This window comes from Pseudoalteromonas sp. SG44-8 (assembly GCF_014164125.1).
Lineage (GTDB): Bacteria > Pseudomonadota > Gammaproteobacteria > Enterobacterales > Alteromonadaceae > Pseudoalteromonas > Pseudoalteromonas rhizosphaerae.
In genome coordinates, this window is the sequence record NZ_JACJEQ010000012.1 from 24,263 (window position 1) to 42,924 (window position 18,662).

General features: G+C 37.4%; 10 protein-coding genes. 4 read left to right on the top strand and 6 right to left on the bottom strand.

Annotation, left to right across the window (positions count from 1 at the left end; genetic code table 11):
• Positions 1–359 precede the first annotated feature (359 nt).
• The 3 genes from H5163_RS11420 to H5163_RS11430 all read right to left on the bottom strand — a co-directional run bounded on the left by H5163_RS11420 (position 360) and on the right by H5163_RS11430 (position 6,135).
• A complete protein-coding gene (locus H5163_RS11420) occupies positions 360–3,506 on the bottom strand; it encodes a DEAD/DEAH box helicase (protein ID WP_145239006.1) in 3,147 nt (1,048 codons plus the stop codon).
• Positions 3,507–3,918: 412 nt separating this feature from the next.
• On the bottom strand, positions 3,919–4,881 hold the full coding sequence (locus H5163_RS11425; RefSeq protein WP_182731207.1) for a transcriptional regulator: 963 nt from the start codon (positions 4,879–4,881) through the stop codon (positions 3,919–3,921).
• 15 nt (positions 4,882–4,896) lie between these two features.
• Positions 4,897–6,135 carry an AAA family ATPase gene (locus H5163_RS11430; RefSeq protein ID WP_145239012.1) on the bottom strand — a complete coding sequence of 413 codons (1,239 nt, stop codon included), beginning with the start codon at positions 6,133–6,135 and terminating at the stop codon, positions 4,897–4,899.
• A 771-nt stretch (positions 6,136–6,906) separates the two neighbouring features.
• On the opposite strand from H5163_RS11430, the gene H5163_RS11435 reads away from it, so the two are divergent.
• On the top strand, positions 6,907–8,121 hold the full coding sequence (locus H5163_RS11435; RefSeq protein WP_145239015.1) for a replication protein A: 1,215 nt from the start codon (positions 6,907–6,909) through the stop codon (positions 8,119–8,121).
• A gap of 57 nt (positions 8,122–8,178) precedes the next feature.
• Here H5163_RS11435 and H5163_RS11440 read toward each other — a convergent pair whose 3' ends face one another.
• Complete coding sequence (locus tag H5163_RS11440; protein ID WP_145239018.1) at positions 8,179–9,054, bottom strand: DNA replication terminus site-binding protein; 876 nt, start codon at positions 9,052–9,054, stop codon at positions 8,179–8,181.
• Positions 9,055–10,330: 1,276 nt separating this feature from the next.
• Here H5163_RS11440 and H5163_RS11445 point away from each other — a divergent pair.
• Entirely contained in the window at positions 10,331–11,680 is a 1,350-nt protein-coding gene (locus H5163_RS11445) for a class II 3-deoxy-7-phosphoheptulonate synthase (RefSeq protein ID WP_145239021.1), read from the top strand.
• 94 nt (positions 11,681–11,774) lie between these two features.
• Here H5163_RS11445 and H5163_RS11450 read toward each other — a convergent pair whose 3' ends face one another.
• Positions 11,775–12,584, bottom strand: a complete 810-nt coding sequence (locus H5163_RS11450) for a pyruvate, water dikinase regulatory protein (RefSeq protein WP_149980299.1) — start codon at positions 12,582–12,584, stop codon at positions 11,775–11,777.
• Between the two features lie 154 nt (positions 12,585–12,738).
• On the opposite strand from H5163_RS11450, the gene ppsA reads away from it, so the two are divergent.
• Positions 12,739–15,114, top strand: a complete 2,376-nt coding sequence (ppsA, locus tag H5163_RS11455) for a phosphoenolpyruvate synthase (RefSeq protein ID WP_149980298.1) — start codon at positions 12,739–12,741, stop codon at positions 15,112–15,114.
• Positions 15,115–15,191: 77 nt separating this feature from the next.
• Here the strand turns inward: ppsA and H5163_RS11460 are convergent, their stop codons facing one another.
• On the bottom strand, positions 15,192–15,401 hold the full coding sequence (locus H5163_RS11460) for a PGPGW domain-containing protein (protein ID WP_145239030.1): 210 nt from the start codon (positions 15,399–15,401) through the stop codon (positions 15,192–15,194).
• Positions 15,402–15,550: 149 nt separating this feature from the next.
• On the opposite strand from H5163_RS11460, the gene H5163_RS11465 reads away from it, so the two are divergent.
• Positions 15,551–18,607 carry an FAD-binding and (Fe-S)-binding domain-containing protein gene (locus H5163_RS11465; RefSeq protein WP_182735160.1) on the top strand — a complete coding sequence of 1,019 codons (3,057 nt, stop codon included), beginning with the start codon at positions 15,551–15,553 and terminating at the stop codon, positions 18,605–18,607.
• Positions 18,608–18,662: the final 55 nt, after the last annotated feature.

An 18,662-nucleotide genomic window follows, 5' to 3' on the forward strand; every position in this document is an offset into this window, starting at 1 on the left:
ATAAAAAAAGCCAGCTCAAAATGGGCTGGCTCAATCATTACTAAAATTAGTAACCAAATAGGGAAATCAACATGATGCTTGCGTAAACTGCAATTCAACAACAAGCAAAAGAGTAGACGCCCTCAAACTACTTTAGTTCAAAATAAATTTAAATTTGTTGAAAATAACTCGTGAACCAAATAGCAGGCATAAAAAAAGCCAGCTCAAAATGGGCTGGCTCAATCATTACTAAAACTAGTAACCAAATAGGGGGAAATCAACAATGATGCTTGTGTAAACTGCAATTCAACAACAAGCAAAGAAGTAGACGCCCTCACGCTAATTTAGTTCAAAATAAATCAGGCTAATTTGAAATAATGCTAACTTTTTATCAAAGAAAGCATTTGTTGTTCGTCAAACTTTGTAAAACTCATTGATTTTTCAGTAAATAATGCATCAACAAGCGCTTGCTTATGTTGTTGCATTTTAAATACTTTTTGCTCAATTGAATTCGCCATTATCAGTTTATAAACAAAAACAGGATTTGTTTGACCGATTCGATAAGCACGATCTGTCGCTTGTTTTTCTACTGCTGGATTCCACCAAGGATCGAAATGGATCACAGTGTCCGCCTGAGTAAGATTAAGCCCTGTACCGCCAGCTTTTAAACTGATCAAAAATACCGACGTTTTACCACTGGTAAATTCTTCGATCACTTTATCGCGATGGCGCGTTTGCCCTGTAAGCAGGCTGAAATTGATCTCCAATGATGCTAACTGCTGCGCAATAATATCTAATGCAGAAGTAAACTGGCTAAAAATAATAATGTTACGACCTTCGCTTAACATCACTGGTAAATGGCTACTCAACCAGTCAAGTTTTGCACTTCTAGCTGAGGTGTGTTCGTCAATCAAACGCGGGTGACAACATATTTGTCGTAACTTTAATAACGCCTCTAAAAAGGCTAATTTGCTCTTTTGCGCGCCTTGGGAAGCAAACAGGTCGACCATTTTCTCTTCTAGAGAATCAGTAATGCTTTGATAAATATCTTTTTGCTGTGCTTCGAATTCAAACTCTTTGATCAACTCTGTTTTCGGTGGTAGCTCTTGTGCTACTTCAGCTTTAGTTCGACGTAAAATAAAAGGCAAGATCAGTGATTTAAGCTCTTTAGCACGATCACTATCAGCGTCACGCTCAATCGGAGTCTGAAAATGCTGCTTAAAATGAGCCTGTGAACCAAGCAAGGAAGGCATTGCAAAATCTAACAATGATTTCAATTCAAATAAATTGTTTTCAATCGGTGTACCACTTAAACATAAGTTAAATTGAGCATTTAAACGCTTAACTAAACGAGATACTTGCGCACTGTCATTCTTTATATACTGCGCTTCATCAAGGATAATATTCTCGAAATACAACGGTGAGTAGTAAGCGATATCACGCTTGAGTAATGGATAAGTAGTAAGAATGCAATCTGCCTGGGCTAAATGTTGTAATTGCTCAATCCGCGCGCTACCAAATAGGGTCGTCACTTTAATACTACTGGCGAATTTAGCCATTTCATTTTGCCAATTACTTACCAAGCTCGTTGGACAGACAATTAACGTTGGGCCTGCTTGCTCTCGTTGCCGTGCGTTAGCTAAAAATGCAATAACTTGTAAGGTTTTGCCTAATCCCATGTCGTCGGCTAGTATTCCGCCTAACTGATGGCGTTTTAAGAACTGTAGCCACTGAACGCCTTGCTGTTGATACTCGCGAAGCCGCACGCCCGCATTCAAGCCATGTAACACTGTAGTGGCAGTAGTTGGTGCATCTAGCTCAGCTAAATAAGACTCTAAGCTGTCGTCGACTAAGTTAACCGCAAAACAGCTCATCTTTATTAAATGCACTAAAAATGATAAAGGTATAAGTAATTCATCGCGTGTTTTTATAAACTCAAAACGATCTTTAAAATCAGTAAGCGTATCAAAAGCTGGTTTTGTTATTACTCCAAACTGTTTACCATTTGCATAATAATAAAAAAGTTCGCTTTGACGATTAAGTGATTGAAATTCTGAATTATCGTTTGCTAATACGGTGGCAGCTTTAGCGTTTGAGATCATTATTTTACTAACAATTTGATGACCTTTACCACGTTTAACATCCAAGCTGACATTAGTGATTGATTTTTTAATCACTAGTTTTTTATCAGTTACCTTCCAACCACGCTGACGAAGTTTAGGCAAAACCTCGTATTTAAACCAATGCTGATGAATAACTGATTGTTTATTAAAAACAAACTCATTTTGTAAAGCCCCTTTACATAGTTCAAAGCCTAAATTTGTGAGCTCTGTGATAACGGTATTTTCAAGCGATGCATTGAGAATATTTGCTGGTGCTGAGTTTGGAGCGTAATTACCATCTTGATAGTTAAAGGTAAGCGTAAGCTTTAATTGGTTATTGCTATTACTAACATCAATAACCGCGCAAGTATCTGCTACCCGTTTTATTTTTTTACGTTCAGATGATTGGTAATGGGGTATCACACCGTCACCAAAATTTGCAGCTAATTGCTTATAGACACGATCAAAATTAGCTGTATGAATGGCTGGGATCGCTCTGATATGAGCAACTTCTTCACCACTTAGTGGCGTACGTAAACGGCCTATGCGTAGTGACTCTGTATCAAGGTAAGTTGGTGGTGTGGTTTTAAGTAAGAACCAGGATTGTTTACCCGTTAAACTTACATTTAATTGAATAAGATCTTTTTTGTGTGACCACGAAAAACTCAGATCTTCAGCACTGTCAGCTTTAATCGACTGACGAGAACGCCCAAAAAACAAACGCTGAGAAGCAATCAACTGCTGTAATGCGTTAAATCCCCATTGCCCTCTAAGCTCTAAATTACCAAGTGCATTTTGAGAACGGATCCAACTGTATAAACGAAAATCAGTTTCGAGTAAATCGGATGGTGTTACAAAACTATTAAGCTGCTGATCAGTAAGGTTTCTACCGAGGGTATACTGATGTTCTGCAGAGAAAGCGGCAATTTTTGGTGTTAAAATAACCCGATTGTTTTCTACATCAAGCACAAATAAAAGTACATTTTTAGCTTGTGCTGACTGGTTTTGCTTAAGTGTTGTTAGCTCTTCAAACCAATCATTCATTATATAGTCTTGGCCGTAATCACCAGAATGATCAATCTTCAGCTTTAACAATACAGCAGCCAAGTGGCGACAGTTAGTTTTGGCATTACATGAACAGTGTCGATCAACTGCAAAACCATTGGCTAACTTCTTTATCTCTATGTGTTGGGTAAAAGTACTGCCTTGATTTCCAAACACCGAGGCATCAATGACAGAGAAATCATGATTATGCTCTAACCAATTAATTTGACCATTTGCTACGTACTCTTTTGCTTTACTGAGCACATGAGGCTTAAACAGCTGTTTAATAAATCGTTCAGATAAAGGAAATTGAGTCGCTTGCTCTTGCTTGATCTCTTCAAAAATAGCGAGTAGGTCATTCTTAGATAAGTTAGCAGACATATTGCTCAGGGCAGTAAAAAATAAAAATAATTTTACCAGTATATGATTTATCGGCGTCGAGCTAAAGCATTAAAATGATTAAAAAGACTGGTTGGAGCTGATAAGTTAGTAAAAAAATGATCTCAATACAAAAACAGCTGAATTTAATAGTTAAACACAACTAACCAACAATAAACCCACAAGTTATAAACATATTGCTAATAATTAAGCGCGTTTACAGATCACATTTTTACTAAGTTATAAAAAAATAGCGGTAAGAATGAAAAATATAGCTAATCAGTTAGTAAAAAAATGATCTATGAGCTCAATAGTAAGGTTTATTGATATTTCAGATCATTATTTTACTAACAAAACACAGTTTGGGATCAGAATTTTACTAACAAAAAAAGCCTTTAGATCAGATTTTTATTAACTAGTTAAATGCATTTAATAACTTAGTTAGCTGTTCTAAGCGCTTGTCAGTCATCACTTTATTATCAATTTTGATTGATAAATCACCACTTTTTAAATTACGTTGCAAGCTAATGTAATTATTTTCTAGTAGTGCTTCTCGACGTTGAGTTGACTGTGGCTCAGCGGTAAGCAATTTAGTGATCGCCATTGCACGCTTATCATCACCAATAATCTCATCTAAGCTATTATCGTGTGTCAGATGATTTACTTGCTGATTAAAACTATGCTCATCACGTTCTTTTGCTGCAATCAGTTTTTTAGCTACTTCACGGCCAACATGATTCGCTGTTGGATAAAGGGCAAGTACAGCAGCAGGAAGCTTCTCAAAGGCTTTAATTGCATCAGCAATAGCTGTATGCGATACACCTTCAATGGCGGCTACTTCACGGTAAGAGCCTTTTTTTCCCTGTGCAACTAACTCATCTTTTGTTTGTTGATATGCTTGGCCAAGCTCCCAGAGGCTCGGGGCAATATATTGGTCTGACGATACCGCTAAAATCTTAGCATCTAAATCTGTAAAATCACTCGAACTAAGAACCATGTAGTCAGCATTGCCGATTATACATGCCATACGACGACGTGAGCCGGCTAATACCAACGTTTCATCACCTTTGTCCCAACATAGGGCGGGGTGTTGGTTACGACCATCCTCGGCTATTGCAGGGAGTATATCAGCGACAGACTTTTCATTGAGTAATACTTGAACACGACGATTTTTTGCGTACACCTTGGTGGTACTTTCTATTTCAGCATGCGGGATCACTTTGCAAACGAGTGTGATCTGACGATTAGGATCGCTTGGTGCAGGCATTTTGATCACATCGCCTGCGTTTGCTTGTTCTAGTAATTCATCAAGATTGCTATTACCAATTGAAGTAGCAAAAGGATCTAAGCTGGTGTCATTTTTACGTTTTTTAGCCATTTTTTGTTAACTACCTTACTTAGTTTCATTCAATTGAGATTGTGTTGATTGCCAGTTTGAACGGATCAGCATTTCTAATTCATCAACAACATCTTTTATATTTTCTTGAGCTCTGATCAGTGATTCTCTACTTGCTAAGCTGTCAGATGTTTTTTGATCAAAAATAGTATTGAATGACGAAGAGCTCGCTGTAATTGCCGAGCTGTGGTTAATTGGGTAACTCATTACCTGACGACCAAATGCACTGCGTACATCTTTAACGATGTCACGCTGTGAATGATTGCCTTTTACGTAATTAGTTACTAAAAATTGCATAAAGTCCCAGCCTTCATGACCTAAAGATGCAACGGTATGATAGATCTCGCCTAAACGTTTTAAATATTTGTTATTAGCATCGAAATCAACGGCCTCAGGATGCACCGGGATCAGCATTGCCGTAGATGCCATTAAAGCATTATAAAACATGAAGTTAAGAGATGGAGCTGTATCAATTAAAATGATATCGAATTGATCCTTGACCGGATCAATAACTTTTTCTAATAGTTTATGGTAATGACGGGTTTTTTCATAACTTGAACTATCTTTTAGCAACGTTGCAGTTTCATGTTCAAAGTAAAAGTCATCCATACCAGAAGGCAAAATGCGTATATTTGGGATATGCGTAGGCAAAAAAGCATTTGTAACAAGTTGCTGCCAAGTTTCATCTGGATCTAAATCAATGCAATCTCGCATTAAATCACCGACCGTGATCGGTTCAGGTTCACTGGGTGGGAAAAAACTTGATGATGACCCTTGCGGATCTAAATCAATAATACCAATACGGTAACGTTTAATGTTAGTCGTAGCTAGGGCTGCAGCAATATTTACCATACTGGTTGTTTTACCACAGCCGCCTTTTAGAGAGTTGATAACAATAACTTGTAATTTATCGTCAACATTGCGGTGATCTGGCTGAATATCCATTATATCTGCCATAGCAAATATATTTACCAAAGTGTAAGCGTAATGGCCGTTTGCACCGCGTTTGATGTTTAGCTCATCAAAATCACCATTGTCATGGCGGCGTTTTAAGGTACGATTGTTACAGCCTAACAGATCTGCTGCTGCTTTTTGAGTGTAAGTTCGAAGCTCTTTTTCTTCAGATTTTAAGTGGGCACGATAATGCTGAATACGTCCTGCTAATGATTTTTCTGCGACTTCTGCAGTTGCTTTTAAAAGCCGATAGGTGGATAGCGCATTATTATGAATTGACATACTTTATTCCTCGAAGTTAGGTATTAAGTATAATGTCCATTCAATTGACTGTAAACAACTATTTATGACGACATGGCTTTTAATAACAAGACATTTAGAATTAATTTGTAATTTTAAAATTGCTTAGTATAAATAAAGAAGTTTAAAGGTGGTTAAATATATAAGGTAGTAAAGGTTAAGGGCATAAAATACACATCTAAGTTTTTGATATATATAAATAATAGTAAAAAAAGTGGATCAGGTTTATACTTGGTTAAGATCAGATCTTTAGTAACTGACAGATCGTAATTTTACTAACTCTGAATCTGAGACTTAAGTTATGCACAGTTTGAACACAGGTTTACGCACAAAAACCGCTGTTGAGATCAGTTTTTTACTAAGATAATTAAGAACTTATCCACTTACGATCGGGATAAATAGGCTGTTCAATTAGTATAGATCTGATCTGTAGTAGGTATAGATCAGATCTATGCTAACTGATTCGATGATTATCCACAGGCATTAGTAAAAATTAGATTTATGTCGTGTATTTTTGGTTAAAAAACAAAAATAGACGGACAAAAATATGCGTGAGTTAGTAAAATTTAGACTTATAACCGTAGTGTTAGTAAAAAACTGATCTGAAAATCAAGATCATTAAGGTTACTTAGTAAAATAGTGATCTGAACATATATTTTAATCCCAGATCAGTTTTGTACTAACTTAAACATTTAACTTTTTCTGTTTAATGTGTTGTTATTAGCTGTCGCAATAAAATTGGAAATAAGAACAATGAACCGAAAGGTCAACATCTCGGTAGATAACTTACCCGATACATTACGGGGTCAGATCCACGGGGTGGAAAGTGCAATAGATAACGAAAGCCTCGCATTATTTACAGACAATAAAGATGTGCGAGTTTCATTAGAAAATGCAGCGCATGGACTAAGGGCCTATTCGAATACTTTTAATCATTATGATTTGTGGGGACGTTTTGTTCGCTCAGGCCATAAAAAATTACCACTCGAAGAAGCGCCTAAAAAAACCATTATTACTCGAAAAATATCCGAAAAAGTGGATGGCATTTTGTATGATGGTGAAATTAAAATTACTCCAGCGGTAGTAAGTACCCGTAAAGACGGTGAAGATGTTGAATATTTAGTTTGGCCATCAGATCGTGAAGAAAAAGTAGAACGTGCATTAATCCGTTTAGCTTCTAAAGGTAAAATTGTTAAAATCAATTTTAAGTCCGGTATTCAATATGCCGTGGTTTTTTCGATGAACGAATTAGCGCAAGAACTTAAAGCTGTTGGGCAATCAATGCCTTACCCACAAATCAAAGAAGCATTAGAAGCACTGCAAGGTTCTAAGCTATCGTTTAAGTATTCAGCGACAGATACTAAAAATACCAATATTGATGATTCATTTTACGAATCAAATATGAACTTTCTTTCTTCTTTGCACTTTAGTGGTAAAAAAGGGCAGGGCGGTAATGTTAAATGTGTTGCGTGCTTGAATGCGTTTGTCCATAACATGATCGATAACCTTGAATACAAAGGTTACTATTTCAATAGCGCGCAAGAATTAAAGCGCGGATTATCTCGCTGGATGATGTTGCGTCTTTATCATCTTTGGCGCTATGCGGCACCAGGAAAAACATATCATTTTAGATTGTTATCTATCATGGAAAAATATGGCTCAATCTATTCAACTGACGATATCACTGAAAATAAATTAAAAGCATTGCGTCGTGATATGACCACTACGATGAAAGATCTTATCGAAAAAGGTGCTATTTCAGAATATAGCATTACGAATGTTAAAGATGATAAAACTGGCAACATTGTCGATTATACATACGAGATGCATCCTTCAGATCAGTTTTGTGATGAAATACTTACTTTGAATAAGCATAACAAACGTATTGAAATTCAAGGTGGTAAACGCATAGTTGAAAATGCAGTTTTAATCGACGAAGATAAAATTGAAGAAATAGTTAAAGATTAACTTACCGCTTAAGCTTATTCTGACTAAGGCCGCTATAAAGCGGCCTTTTTAACATAATTATTTATCAACTTGTTCCAAATATAATCTATCAACAAGAAAATCATACTCTCGTTTACGCGGATGGCTTTGTGGTTTTTGATAATCTGATAACGTACCTAGTTTTACATCCGGTTCAGGGTTTATCAAAATAAAAGGTAGTGCGGCACTAACATGATAACGATTTTGCGCGGTGTATCTCACATTTACTTGTGGGCTAACGCGGGTTGGGCGTCTTATTCGTAATTTATCTTTATCTCCTAAACTAGCGACACGTAATTGTTCTTGAGCAACGAGTGTTTGCCAACTGAGTTGATCTATCATTCTAGGATTGGAATAACCGGCTGATTTTTCGAGCATGGCTAGTGCCATCTTTTTTGTCAGTGTTTTAGTCGCGTGTTTGTGCATCCAGGTAAAACGAACTGAAAAAGGGGAGTTTACTTCAAAATGAATTTTACGGTACGCGGCGAGTGTTATTAAATTTGGTATCGCATTATGAACCGCTTCAAAGCGAGCATCATTATTATCAATGGCTAGAATACATTCTTTAAATGCAGCTTTAGCTTTATTTAATTGTTGAATTCGAGCAACAAGTTGTTTTTGATCCGCATTTTTTATTACCAGTAACCCAGGGTGACGTTTTAAAACACGACTACTTAAGCCTGATTTTTTATAGATATCGTTAAATGAATTTAAAATCAACTTTTGGCCCGTAGCACCTGTAATTTTTGTAACATTGATCGATTGAGGGACTATCTTTTCATCGTTACTATCAATATCAGGCAATTGATAATAATCAGCCTTTGAATAATCGCATTGCATTAAATCATCAATAAAGTGATTAGTTAAATCACTAAGTAAATCGAACTGACTGCGAATTTGTACTTTAGTTACCATAAGAACACATCATACAATATAGATGATAATAGTCTACCATAGCCGCAGTTAAACTAAAAACAAAGCAGCGCACAATTAACTGTCTATATATTGTTAAATTCTACTCGATGCTAAGTATATATTTTAAATCGTATAAAGTATGATGTGTTCTTAAAATTTGGTAAGGATCTTATAACGGATAGGTTGATAGTTTTTCTAACTTAAAAGTTCGATCATCTCTAAATAAGTATGTTTAAATATTGCCTTTGAGCTGATGATTAAGTACATCATGTTGCTGCAATTGCATAATCTCCGATGCGATAGAAGTATTTACCTTAAGTAAAAGCTGTGTAATTAAAGGGGGAGGACTAACTCTATTGTAGTTTTCAGTTGCCAATGGATACTGGTATATCATTGCAATAATTTACGGGAGCTTATAGATGTGACCAATTCTATAAATTAGTTATAGGCACACTATTTCAATTTTGCTTAAGGGGATTATCTAATTTAAATAGCTAAAAAATATCAGTCGTGCAGTTGCAGTAGTAAGTTTATGGCTATGAGCACAAAGATAAACAGCGCATAAAGACTTTATAACCATGAAGCTTAAGTAATCGTCGATATTGTTAAAGAGCTGAACTACAGTGATAACAAGCTGCTAAACCTATCTAGTTTAAGCCAGGCATTATAAAAATGTTGTATGAACGCTGAGAAATAAGCCAATAAGATGTATAGGAGTTGGAGTCAAACCAGCGCTCGAATTTTACAATTACATACTATTGCTTAATTTAATTGCAGTGTTATTCAGTCTTGAATTGACAACTATCAGTAATTTGAAATACTAGCCAACATGAATCAAACAAGGTAATTACAAGCAGCATCAGGCGAACTGAATTTCATTTAATTTAGGTATACCTTTGTATTATCCAGCACTCATAGCACATATTTTAAACTTCAGCCATTTGATATAAAAAATAACTTAATTTCACCTGTAAAGTTAAGAGTACATAGCATTGCAATTTAAGTATGATGTGTTCTTATTTTTAGTTGTAAAGTAGGCACTTGATTTATTTACTACGGTCTTGCTCTGTTATTTAATTTTATGTTTTATATTAATAAGTTAAACAATACCCTGTGCATATTTTAAAAAATAAAAAGGTGGCAGAACAGTGCAAATCATCAATAATATTTATCTCATAACTAAATAATTGATAATTAGCGAATATAGTCCTTGAACAGGGGCACTGCATACGTTAATTTTCATCTATCAGGTAAATGTAGGAATGAGGAAATTAATATGCAGTCGTGGAACCCAAATAGCTGGAGAGAGCTCCCAATACTTCAGCAGCCACAGTATCCAGATCAAGAAGCGCTGAAAACTGTTGAAGGCCAATTAAAGAGTGCACCGCCACTGGTCTTCGCAGAAGAGACCCGTAGTTTATTTAAACAACTAGAAGACGTTTGTGAAGGCCGTGCCTTCTTACTTCAAGGTGGTGATTGTGCTGAATCATTTAGTGACTTTAATGCCGCTAATATTCGTGACACATTTAAAACAATATTACAGATGGCAGTCGTACTAACTTATGGCGGTAAATGCCCTGTAGTTAAGATTGCGCGCATGGCAGGGCAATATGCTAAACCACGCTCAGCAGATTTAGAAACCATTGATGGGGTATCTTTACCTTCATACCGTGGTGATATCGTAAATAATTTTGAGTTCACTGAACAAGCGCGTATTCCCGATCCACAACGCTTAATGACGGCTTATCATCACAGTGCAGCAACATTAAATTTATTACGCGCATTTGCACAAGGTGGACTTGCAGATTTACATCAGGTAAATCGCTGGAACATGGGTTTTGTTGCAGCAAACCCACTTAAAGAAAAATACCAACAACTTGCGGATAAGATTCAAGATGCGCTTGAGTTTATGGAAGTGTGCGGTATTAACTCAACAATTGCACCAAGCCTTAAAGAGACTGATTTATACACCTCTCATGAAGCGTTATTACTGGGGTATGAAGAAGCGCTTACTCGCCGTGATCATCTATCTGGCGATTGGTATGACTGCTCAGCACATTTTGTTTGGATTGGTGAACGTACTCGCCAACTTGATCATGCACATATCGAATTCTTTAAAGGTATTAAAAATCCAATTGGGGTAAAAGTTGGCCCAGGAATGGATCCTGACGACTTAATTCGTTTAATTGATGCGCTTAATCCAGATAACATCCCAGGGCGCTTAACATTAATTACACGTATGGGTGCTGATGTACTTCCTGAAAAGTTGCCGGCCTTAGTACGTCGCGTTCAACAAGAAGGCCGTAAAGTAATTTGGAGTTCTGATCCAATGCACGGGAATACTGAAAAAGCGACATCAGGGTATAAAACCCGAAGCTTTGACAATATCTTGCGTGAGATCAGCCAGTTCTTCGCAGTTCATAAAGCTGAGGGCTCGTATGCAGGTGGTGTTCATTTAGAAATGACTGGCCAACATGTTACTGAGTGTACTGGTGGTGCTTACGGATTATCTGATGACGATCTAGCACAGCGTTATCGCACACAGTGTGACCCACGTTTAAATGCTGATCAGGTATTAGAACTTGGCTTCTTAGTTGCAGATTTATTAAAAGACGCACGTAAGTAGAGTTAGTCCAAAAAATCAAAAGCCGCATCTGCGGCTTTTTTAATGTCCGATATTATTTTTATACCTTGTGTAACTATAATTAGCTATATTGAAGTTAGTACTTACGTCGCTCAAGGTTAGTATCAGAAATGATCTTAGCGGAAATTTCTTCTACAGAATGATGGGTCGAATTTAAATACGCCAGCTTATGTTTTTTATACAGCATTTCAACTTCGCGTACTTCGATTCGACATTGCTTAAGTGATGCGTATTTTGAATTAGCCATACGGCGTTGGCGAATATCAGCCAACCTGACTGGATCAATCGTTAAACCAAACAGCTTATGCTTATAGGCTACTAAGCACTGTGGTAAGTTACCCGAATCTAAATCTTCTTCAGTGATAGGGTAATTAGCTGCTTTAATACCATACTGTAGCGCTAAATATAAACTAGTTGGCGTTTTACCACTGCGGCTTACGCCGACCAAAATTATATCGGCTTCAGCATAGTTACTAATATTAGCGCCGTCATCATTAGTAAGCGCATAGTTCACGGCATCAATTCTAAAGTCATAACTTTTTTCATGCATTGAATGAGTACGATGAATTTTAGGCACAGGCGCTACTTTTAGTTCTTGCTCAATTTTCTCACTAAATGTAGTTAAGAAATCATAAGTAACGGCGGTCGATGAGCGAATAATTTCACTTAAATTGTGATTAACAAAAGTAAAAAAAACCAATGGTTTTTCGCCTTCGCGTTGTGCCGTTGCATTGATCAATGCTTTTATTTCGTTCGCTTTTTTTTCAGTTTCAACAAAAGGGATAGTTTTATGATTAAATTCAACGGGAAATAATGACAAAGTGGCGTGGCCAAATACTTCAGAAGTGATAGCTGTACCGTCAGAAATATAAAATGCAGTTCTCATATTAACCTTTTTATTACGTTTAATAGTTAAAATAGCCACCCTACGGTTTACGTAAGGTCTATTGCCAGTGTAGAATGAAGGTGACCTTTTTAGAAGGTTTTCTTTCTTAACTCTCACAGTTATTACTACAATTTGTTTTTTTGGAGAAAGATCCGTGCAAGAATACGTTCTCTGGTATCAAGAGCTTGGTATGCAAGATGTTCCTCGTGTTGGCGGCAAAAATGCCTCACTCGGCGAAATGATTTCTAACCTAGCAAACGCTGGTGTACAAGTCCCAGGTGGTTTTGCTACTACCGCAGACGCATTTAATGAGTTTCTTGAGCAATCAGGACTAAATGCAAAGATCCACGACATTTTAGACACACTGGACGTGGAAGATGTAAATACACTAGCAAAAGTCGGCGCTGATATTCGTCAGTGGATTATCGACACCCCATTCCAACCTAATTTAGACCAAGCCATTCGCGACGCATACAGCCAACTCCACGGCAATGCAGCAGACGATGTTTCATTCGCAGTACGTTCATCAGCAACAGCTGAAGATATGCCTGATGCATCATTCGCAGGTCAACAAGAAACCTTCCTAAATGTACGTGGTATCGACTCAGTAATGGTCGCCATCAAGCATGTGTTCGCATCGCTTTTCAATGACCGTGCCATTTCATACCGTGTTCACCAGGGTTATGATCATCGCGGCGTAGCATTATCTGCGGGTATTCAACGCATGGTACGTTCTGATAAGTCATCGTCTGGCGTTATGTTCAGTATTGATACTGAATCAGGTTTCGAAGATGTCGTGTTTATCACCTCAAGTTATGGTCTAGGTGAAATGGTTGTACAGGGCGCAGTAAACCCTGATGAATTTTATGTTCATAAACCAACACTTGCTAAAGGTAAGCCATCTGTAGTGCGCCGTAATATTGGCTCAAAAGCAATTCAAATGATTTACTCTGCCGATCAAGCGCATGGTAAACAAGTAGAAATCGTAGATGTAGATGCAGCCCTTTCAAATAAATTCTCAATTACCGATGCCGAAGTTCAAGAGCTTGCAAAGCAAGCTGTGATCATCGAAAAACATTATGGCCGCGCGATGGATATCGAGTGGGCAAAAGATGGTAATGACGGCAAGCTATACATTGTACAAGCTCGCCCTGAAACAGTTCGTTCAAACGAAGATACGAATGTTATGGAGCGTTTTCAACTAAATGGCAGCAGTGCTGTTGTCGTTGAAGGACGTGCCATCGGTCATAAAATTGGCTCAGGTGTTGTTCGTGTACTTGATTCGATTAAAGAAATGGATCAAGTTCAACAAGGTGACATTTTAGTAACCGACATGACTGATCCAGATTGGGAACCTATCATGAAACGTGCTGCAGCGATTGTAACTAATCGTGGTGGTCGTACATGTCACGCGGCAATCATTGCCCGTGAGTTAGGTATTCCAGCAGTTGTAGGCTGTGGTAATGCAACTGACCTAATTAAAGCAGGCCAAGAAGTAACCGTATCATGTGCTGAAGGCGACACTGGCTTTATTTATGAAGGTATTTTAGATTTTGAAATCCTCACTTCACGTGTCGATAAAATGCCTGAACTACCAATGAAAATCATGATGAACGTTGGTAACCCAGATCGTGCATTTGATTTTGCACGCTTACCACACTCAGGTGTTGGTCTTGCGCGCGTTGAATTTATTATCAACCGTATGATTGGTGTGCATCCTAAAGCATTGCTAAATTTTGATGCTCAAACAGATGAGTTAAAAGCTGAAATCACACAGATGATTGCAGGTTATGAATCACCGGTTGAATTCTATATTGCTAAATTAGTTGAAGGTATTTCGACCTTAGGCTGTGCATTTGCACCAGAGCGTGTAATTGTTCGTATGTCTGATTTTAAATCAAATGAATATGCTAACTTAGTTGGCGGACAACAATACGAGCCTGAAGAAGAAAACCCAATGATTGGTTTCCGTGGCGCAGCACGTTATATTTCGGAAGATTTCCGTGACTGTTTCGCACTAGAGTGTGAAGCAATCAAACGTGTTCGTAACGACATGGATATGGCCAACATTGAAATCATGATCCCATTCGTACGTACCCTTGAAGAAGGTAAACGTGTTATTGAATTACTTGAAGAGCATGGCCTTAAACGTGGCGAAAATGGCTTAAAAGTAATCATGATGTGTGAACTTCCATCAAATGCATTACTTGCTGATGAATTTTTAGAACATTTTGATGGCTTTTCAATCGGTTCAAACGATTTAACGCAACTTACACTTGGTTTAGACCGTGACTCAGGATTAATTGCCCATTTATTTGATGAGCGTAACCCTGCAATCAAAAAACTACTTTCTATGGCAATTCAAACTGCCAAAGCAAAAGGAAAGTATGTTGGTATTTGTGGTCAAGGTCCATCAGATCATGAAGACTTTGCTGCGTGGTTAGTAGAGCAGGGCATTGATTCTGTTTCACTAAACCCAGATACAGTACTTGAAACTTGGTTATACCTTGCTAAAAAATTAGCAAAATAATCGTTAAAGTATAAAAAATGCCAGCGTTATTGCTGGCATTTTTGTTTACTCAATATGTTATAGCTTATTTATAACTTTTATCGGGCTAACTTCTTATCTAAGAACGCGCAAGATTTTGTCAGCGCTTTTTGGCAAATTGCTAAATAATGGCGTGCTTTAGGGTAATAAAAAGAGAAACACATAAGCCCTGCAATAAAAAAAATCAAAGAAGGGCCTGGTACAATAGCAAAAAATAATCCCAGCAACATAAATAAACTGCCGACTAAAACTAATACACATTTTTTCATTTCAATTCCCTCGCAATTAAGCATCTACTATGAGTATAAGTAATCACAGTCTTTTTACGATAAAAAGAGTGTTACAAACTGTAAAATCTTCAATTTCTATTGCTCTTTAGCATGATATAATCGAACAAATGCCTTAATTTACTACCGTCATGATAGCAACTATTAGCCAACAAGATGCCGCGACCGATTTAGTCGCAAGTTACTTAAAAACTATAATTAAACAAGGGTTTACTGGCGACACTGATGCAAGTTATGCCACTCGTATAACTGCATCAACTGATAACAGTATTTACCAGCAGTTACCGCAAAGTGTTATTTTTCCTAAAACTGAAAAAGATATTCAAATTGCCCTGCAAACTGCTGCACAAGACCCTTATCTATCGCTGACTTTTGGACCTCGCGGCGGTGGTACAGGCACCAACGGTCAATCATTAACTCCCGGGATCGTAGTCGATTTATCACGTTATATGCGAGAAATCCTCGAAATTAATCCTGAAGAAGGTTGGGTTAGAGTGCAAACGGGCGTGATTAAAGATCAATTAAATGATTTTTTACGCCCTTATGGATTTTTCTTTGCACCTGATTTATCAACGAGTAATCGCGCAACAATCGGCGGAATGGTTAATACCGATGCATCAGGACAAGGCTCACTGGTGTATGGTAAAACTAGCGATCATGTTTTAGGACTTACCACTTATTTAGTCGATGGCACACAAATGTCAACGACACCAATCGACATTGATAAAGCCAAACTAATTGCCGAACAAAACACTACAATCGGTAAACTGTACGCAACAGTGCTTGATATTTGTTTGTCTGAGCGGGATGCAATTTTAGCCAAGTTTCCACGTTTAAATCGCTTTTTAACCGGATATGACCTAGAACATGTGCTAAGTGATGACTTACAAACTTTTGATATGAGTAGGCTAATAACTGGCTCAGAAGGTTCGCTTGGTATTGTTACTGAGGCTAAATTAAACATCACACCTATTGCTGAATTCAAAACTTTAATCAACATCAAGTATGATAGCTTTGATTCGGCACTGCGGCATTCACCATTTTTGGTCGATGCTCGTGCTACCTCAGTTGAAACCGTTGACAGCAAAGTTTTAAATCTTGCACGTGAAGATATAATTTGGCATTCAGTATCGGACTTAATAACCGATGTGCCAAATAAAGATATGCAAGGGCTTAACATGGTTGAGTTTAATGCTGTATCGCCTGATGACATAAAAGACAAAGTTGAGTCGCTATGTGCATTACTCGATGATTGCGTTGCACAACAAAAAAACGGCGTAATTGGTTATCAACTTACCAGCAGTAAGACTGATATTTTAAAAATTTATGCCATGCGTAAAAAATCAGTTGGCTTGTTGGGTAATGTTAAAGGCGCACAAAAACCTTTGGCGTTTGCTGAAGACACCGCCGTACCACCTGAGAATCTTGCAGATTATATTGTTGAATTTAGAGCTTTGCTCGATAGCCATAATTTACAATATGGCATGTTTGGTCATGTTGATGCCGGTGTATTACATGTTAGACCGGCACTTGATATGTGTGATCCCGAACAAGAAAAATTACTGCGAGTGATCTCTGATGAAGTTGTTAAACTCACAGCTAAATACGGTGGTTTAATGTGGGGCGAGCACGGCAAAGGGTATAGAAGTGAATATGGCCCTGAGTTTTTTGGTGAGCATTTATTTAAGCAATTACGACTTATAAAATCAGCTTTTGATCCTAACAATAGGATTAATCCCGGAAAAATATGTACTCCGATTGAAAGTAAGGACTCACTAGTCAGTGTTGACGGTCAAAAGCGTGCGTGGTTCGACAGACAAATTTCGGTTGATGTTAAAACTAGTTTTAATAATGCAATGACATGCAATGGCAATGGTATTTGCTTTAACTATGATGAAAACTCTCCTATGTGCCCATCATATAAAGTAACCGGTGATCGTCGTAATTCACCTAAAGGTCGCGCAAGTTTAATGCGTGAATGGTTACGATTACAAGAAGCAAAAGAGATTGATTTAATTGAGGTTGAAAAAGAACTTAATAAAGGTGAAGTGATCACCTGGTGGGAACGTTTTCAACATAGCCGCGATAAAAAGAAAGGCGCGTATGATTTTTCTCATGAAGTTAAAGCCTCAATGGATGAGTGTTTAGCGTGTAAAGCATGTACCACAGCGTGCCCAATAAAAGTTGATGTACCGACTTTTAGATCACGTTTTTTAAATTATTATCACAGTTACTACGCGCGCCCACTTAAAGATTATCTAGTCGGTAATATTGAAGCCAGTGCACCATTAATGGCCAAATTTTCAAATGTAATAAACCCAATTGTAAAAACTAAATTAGTCAGCTCATTAATAAAAAAATCTGTTGGCTATGTTGATACACCCGTGCTTAGTTCACCACGTTTAACAAAACGGATTAATAAAACACACGAATTTAATTTTGCACAACTTTCAGGCTTATCTCCCGAGCAACAAAGTGAGTATGTACTAATTGTGCAAGATCCGTTTACCAGTTTTTATGAAGCTGAGCTGGTAGAAAGTTTTATAAAAATAATTTCCGCACTAGGCAAGAAGCCAATACTGTTACCGTTTAAGCCAAATGGAAAACCGCAACACGTTAAAGGTTTTTTAAATGAATTTAAGATCACAGCAAAAAATGCAGCAACATTTTTAAATTCATTATCTGAAATAAATGCACCACTTGTAGGTTTAGATGCATCATTAGTAATGTGTTATCGGGATGAATATAATTCTATTTTAGGTGATGAACGTGGTGAGTTTGAAGTGCTACTTGCTCATGAATGGTTAGCAACACAATCTTTTAAATCTTTAGCTAACAAAGTTGATAGCAATATAACATTTACGTTATTAAGTCATTGTACTGAAACAACCGCATTACCAAAAGCGGCGAATGTATGGCAAACAATTTTTACTGACTTAGGCCTAAAACTTAATACAACAGCAACAGGGTGTTGCGGTATGGCAGGTACATATGGCCATGAAGCGCAAAACCAAAAAAACTCTCGAGCATTATATGAAATGAGTTGGCAAGGTGTTGTAGAGAAAAATAAACCTGAGCAATTATTAGCAACCGGTTTTTCTTGTCGTAGCCAAGTTAAACGCTATGAAAAATTCAAACCAAAACACCCAATAGAACTACTAGCAGATAAGCTAAGCAATAACATTTAATATAAAAATGCCGCACGCTTTTAAAAAGGATTGCGGCATTTTTTATATCGTTTTT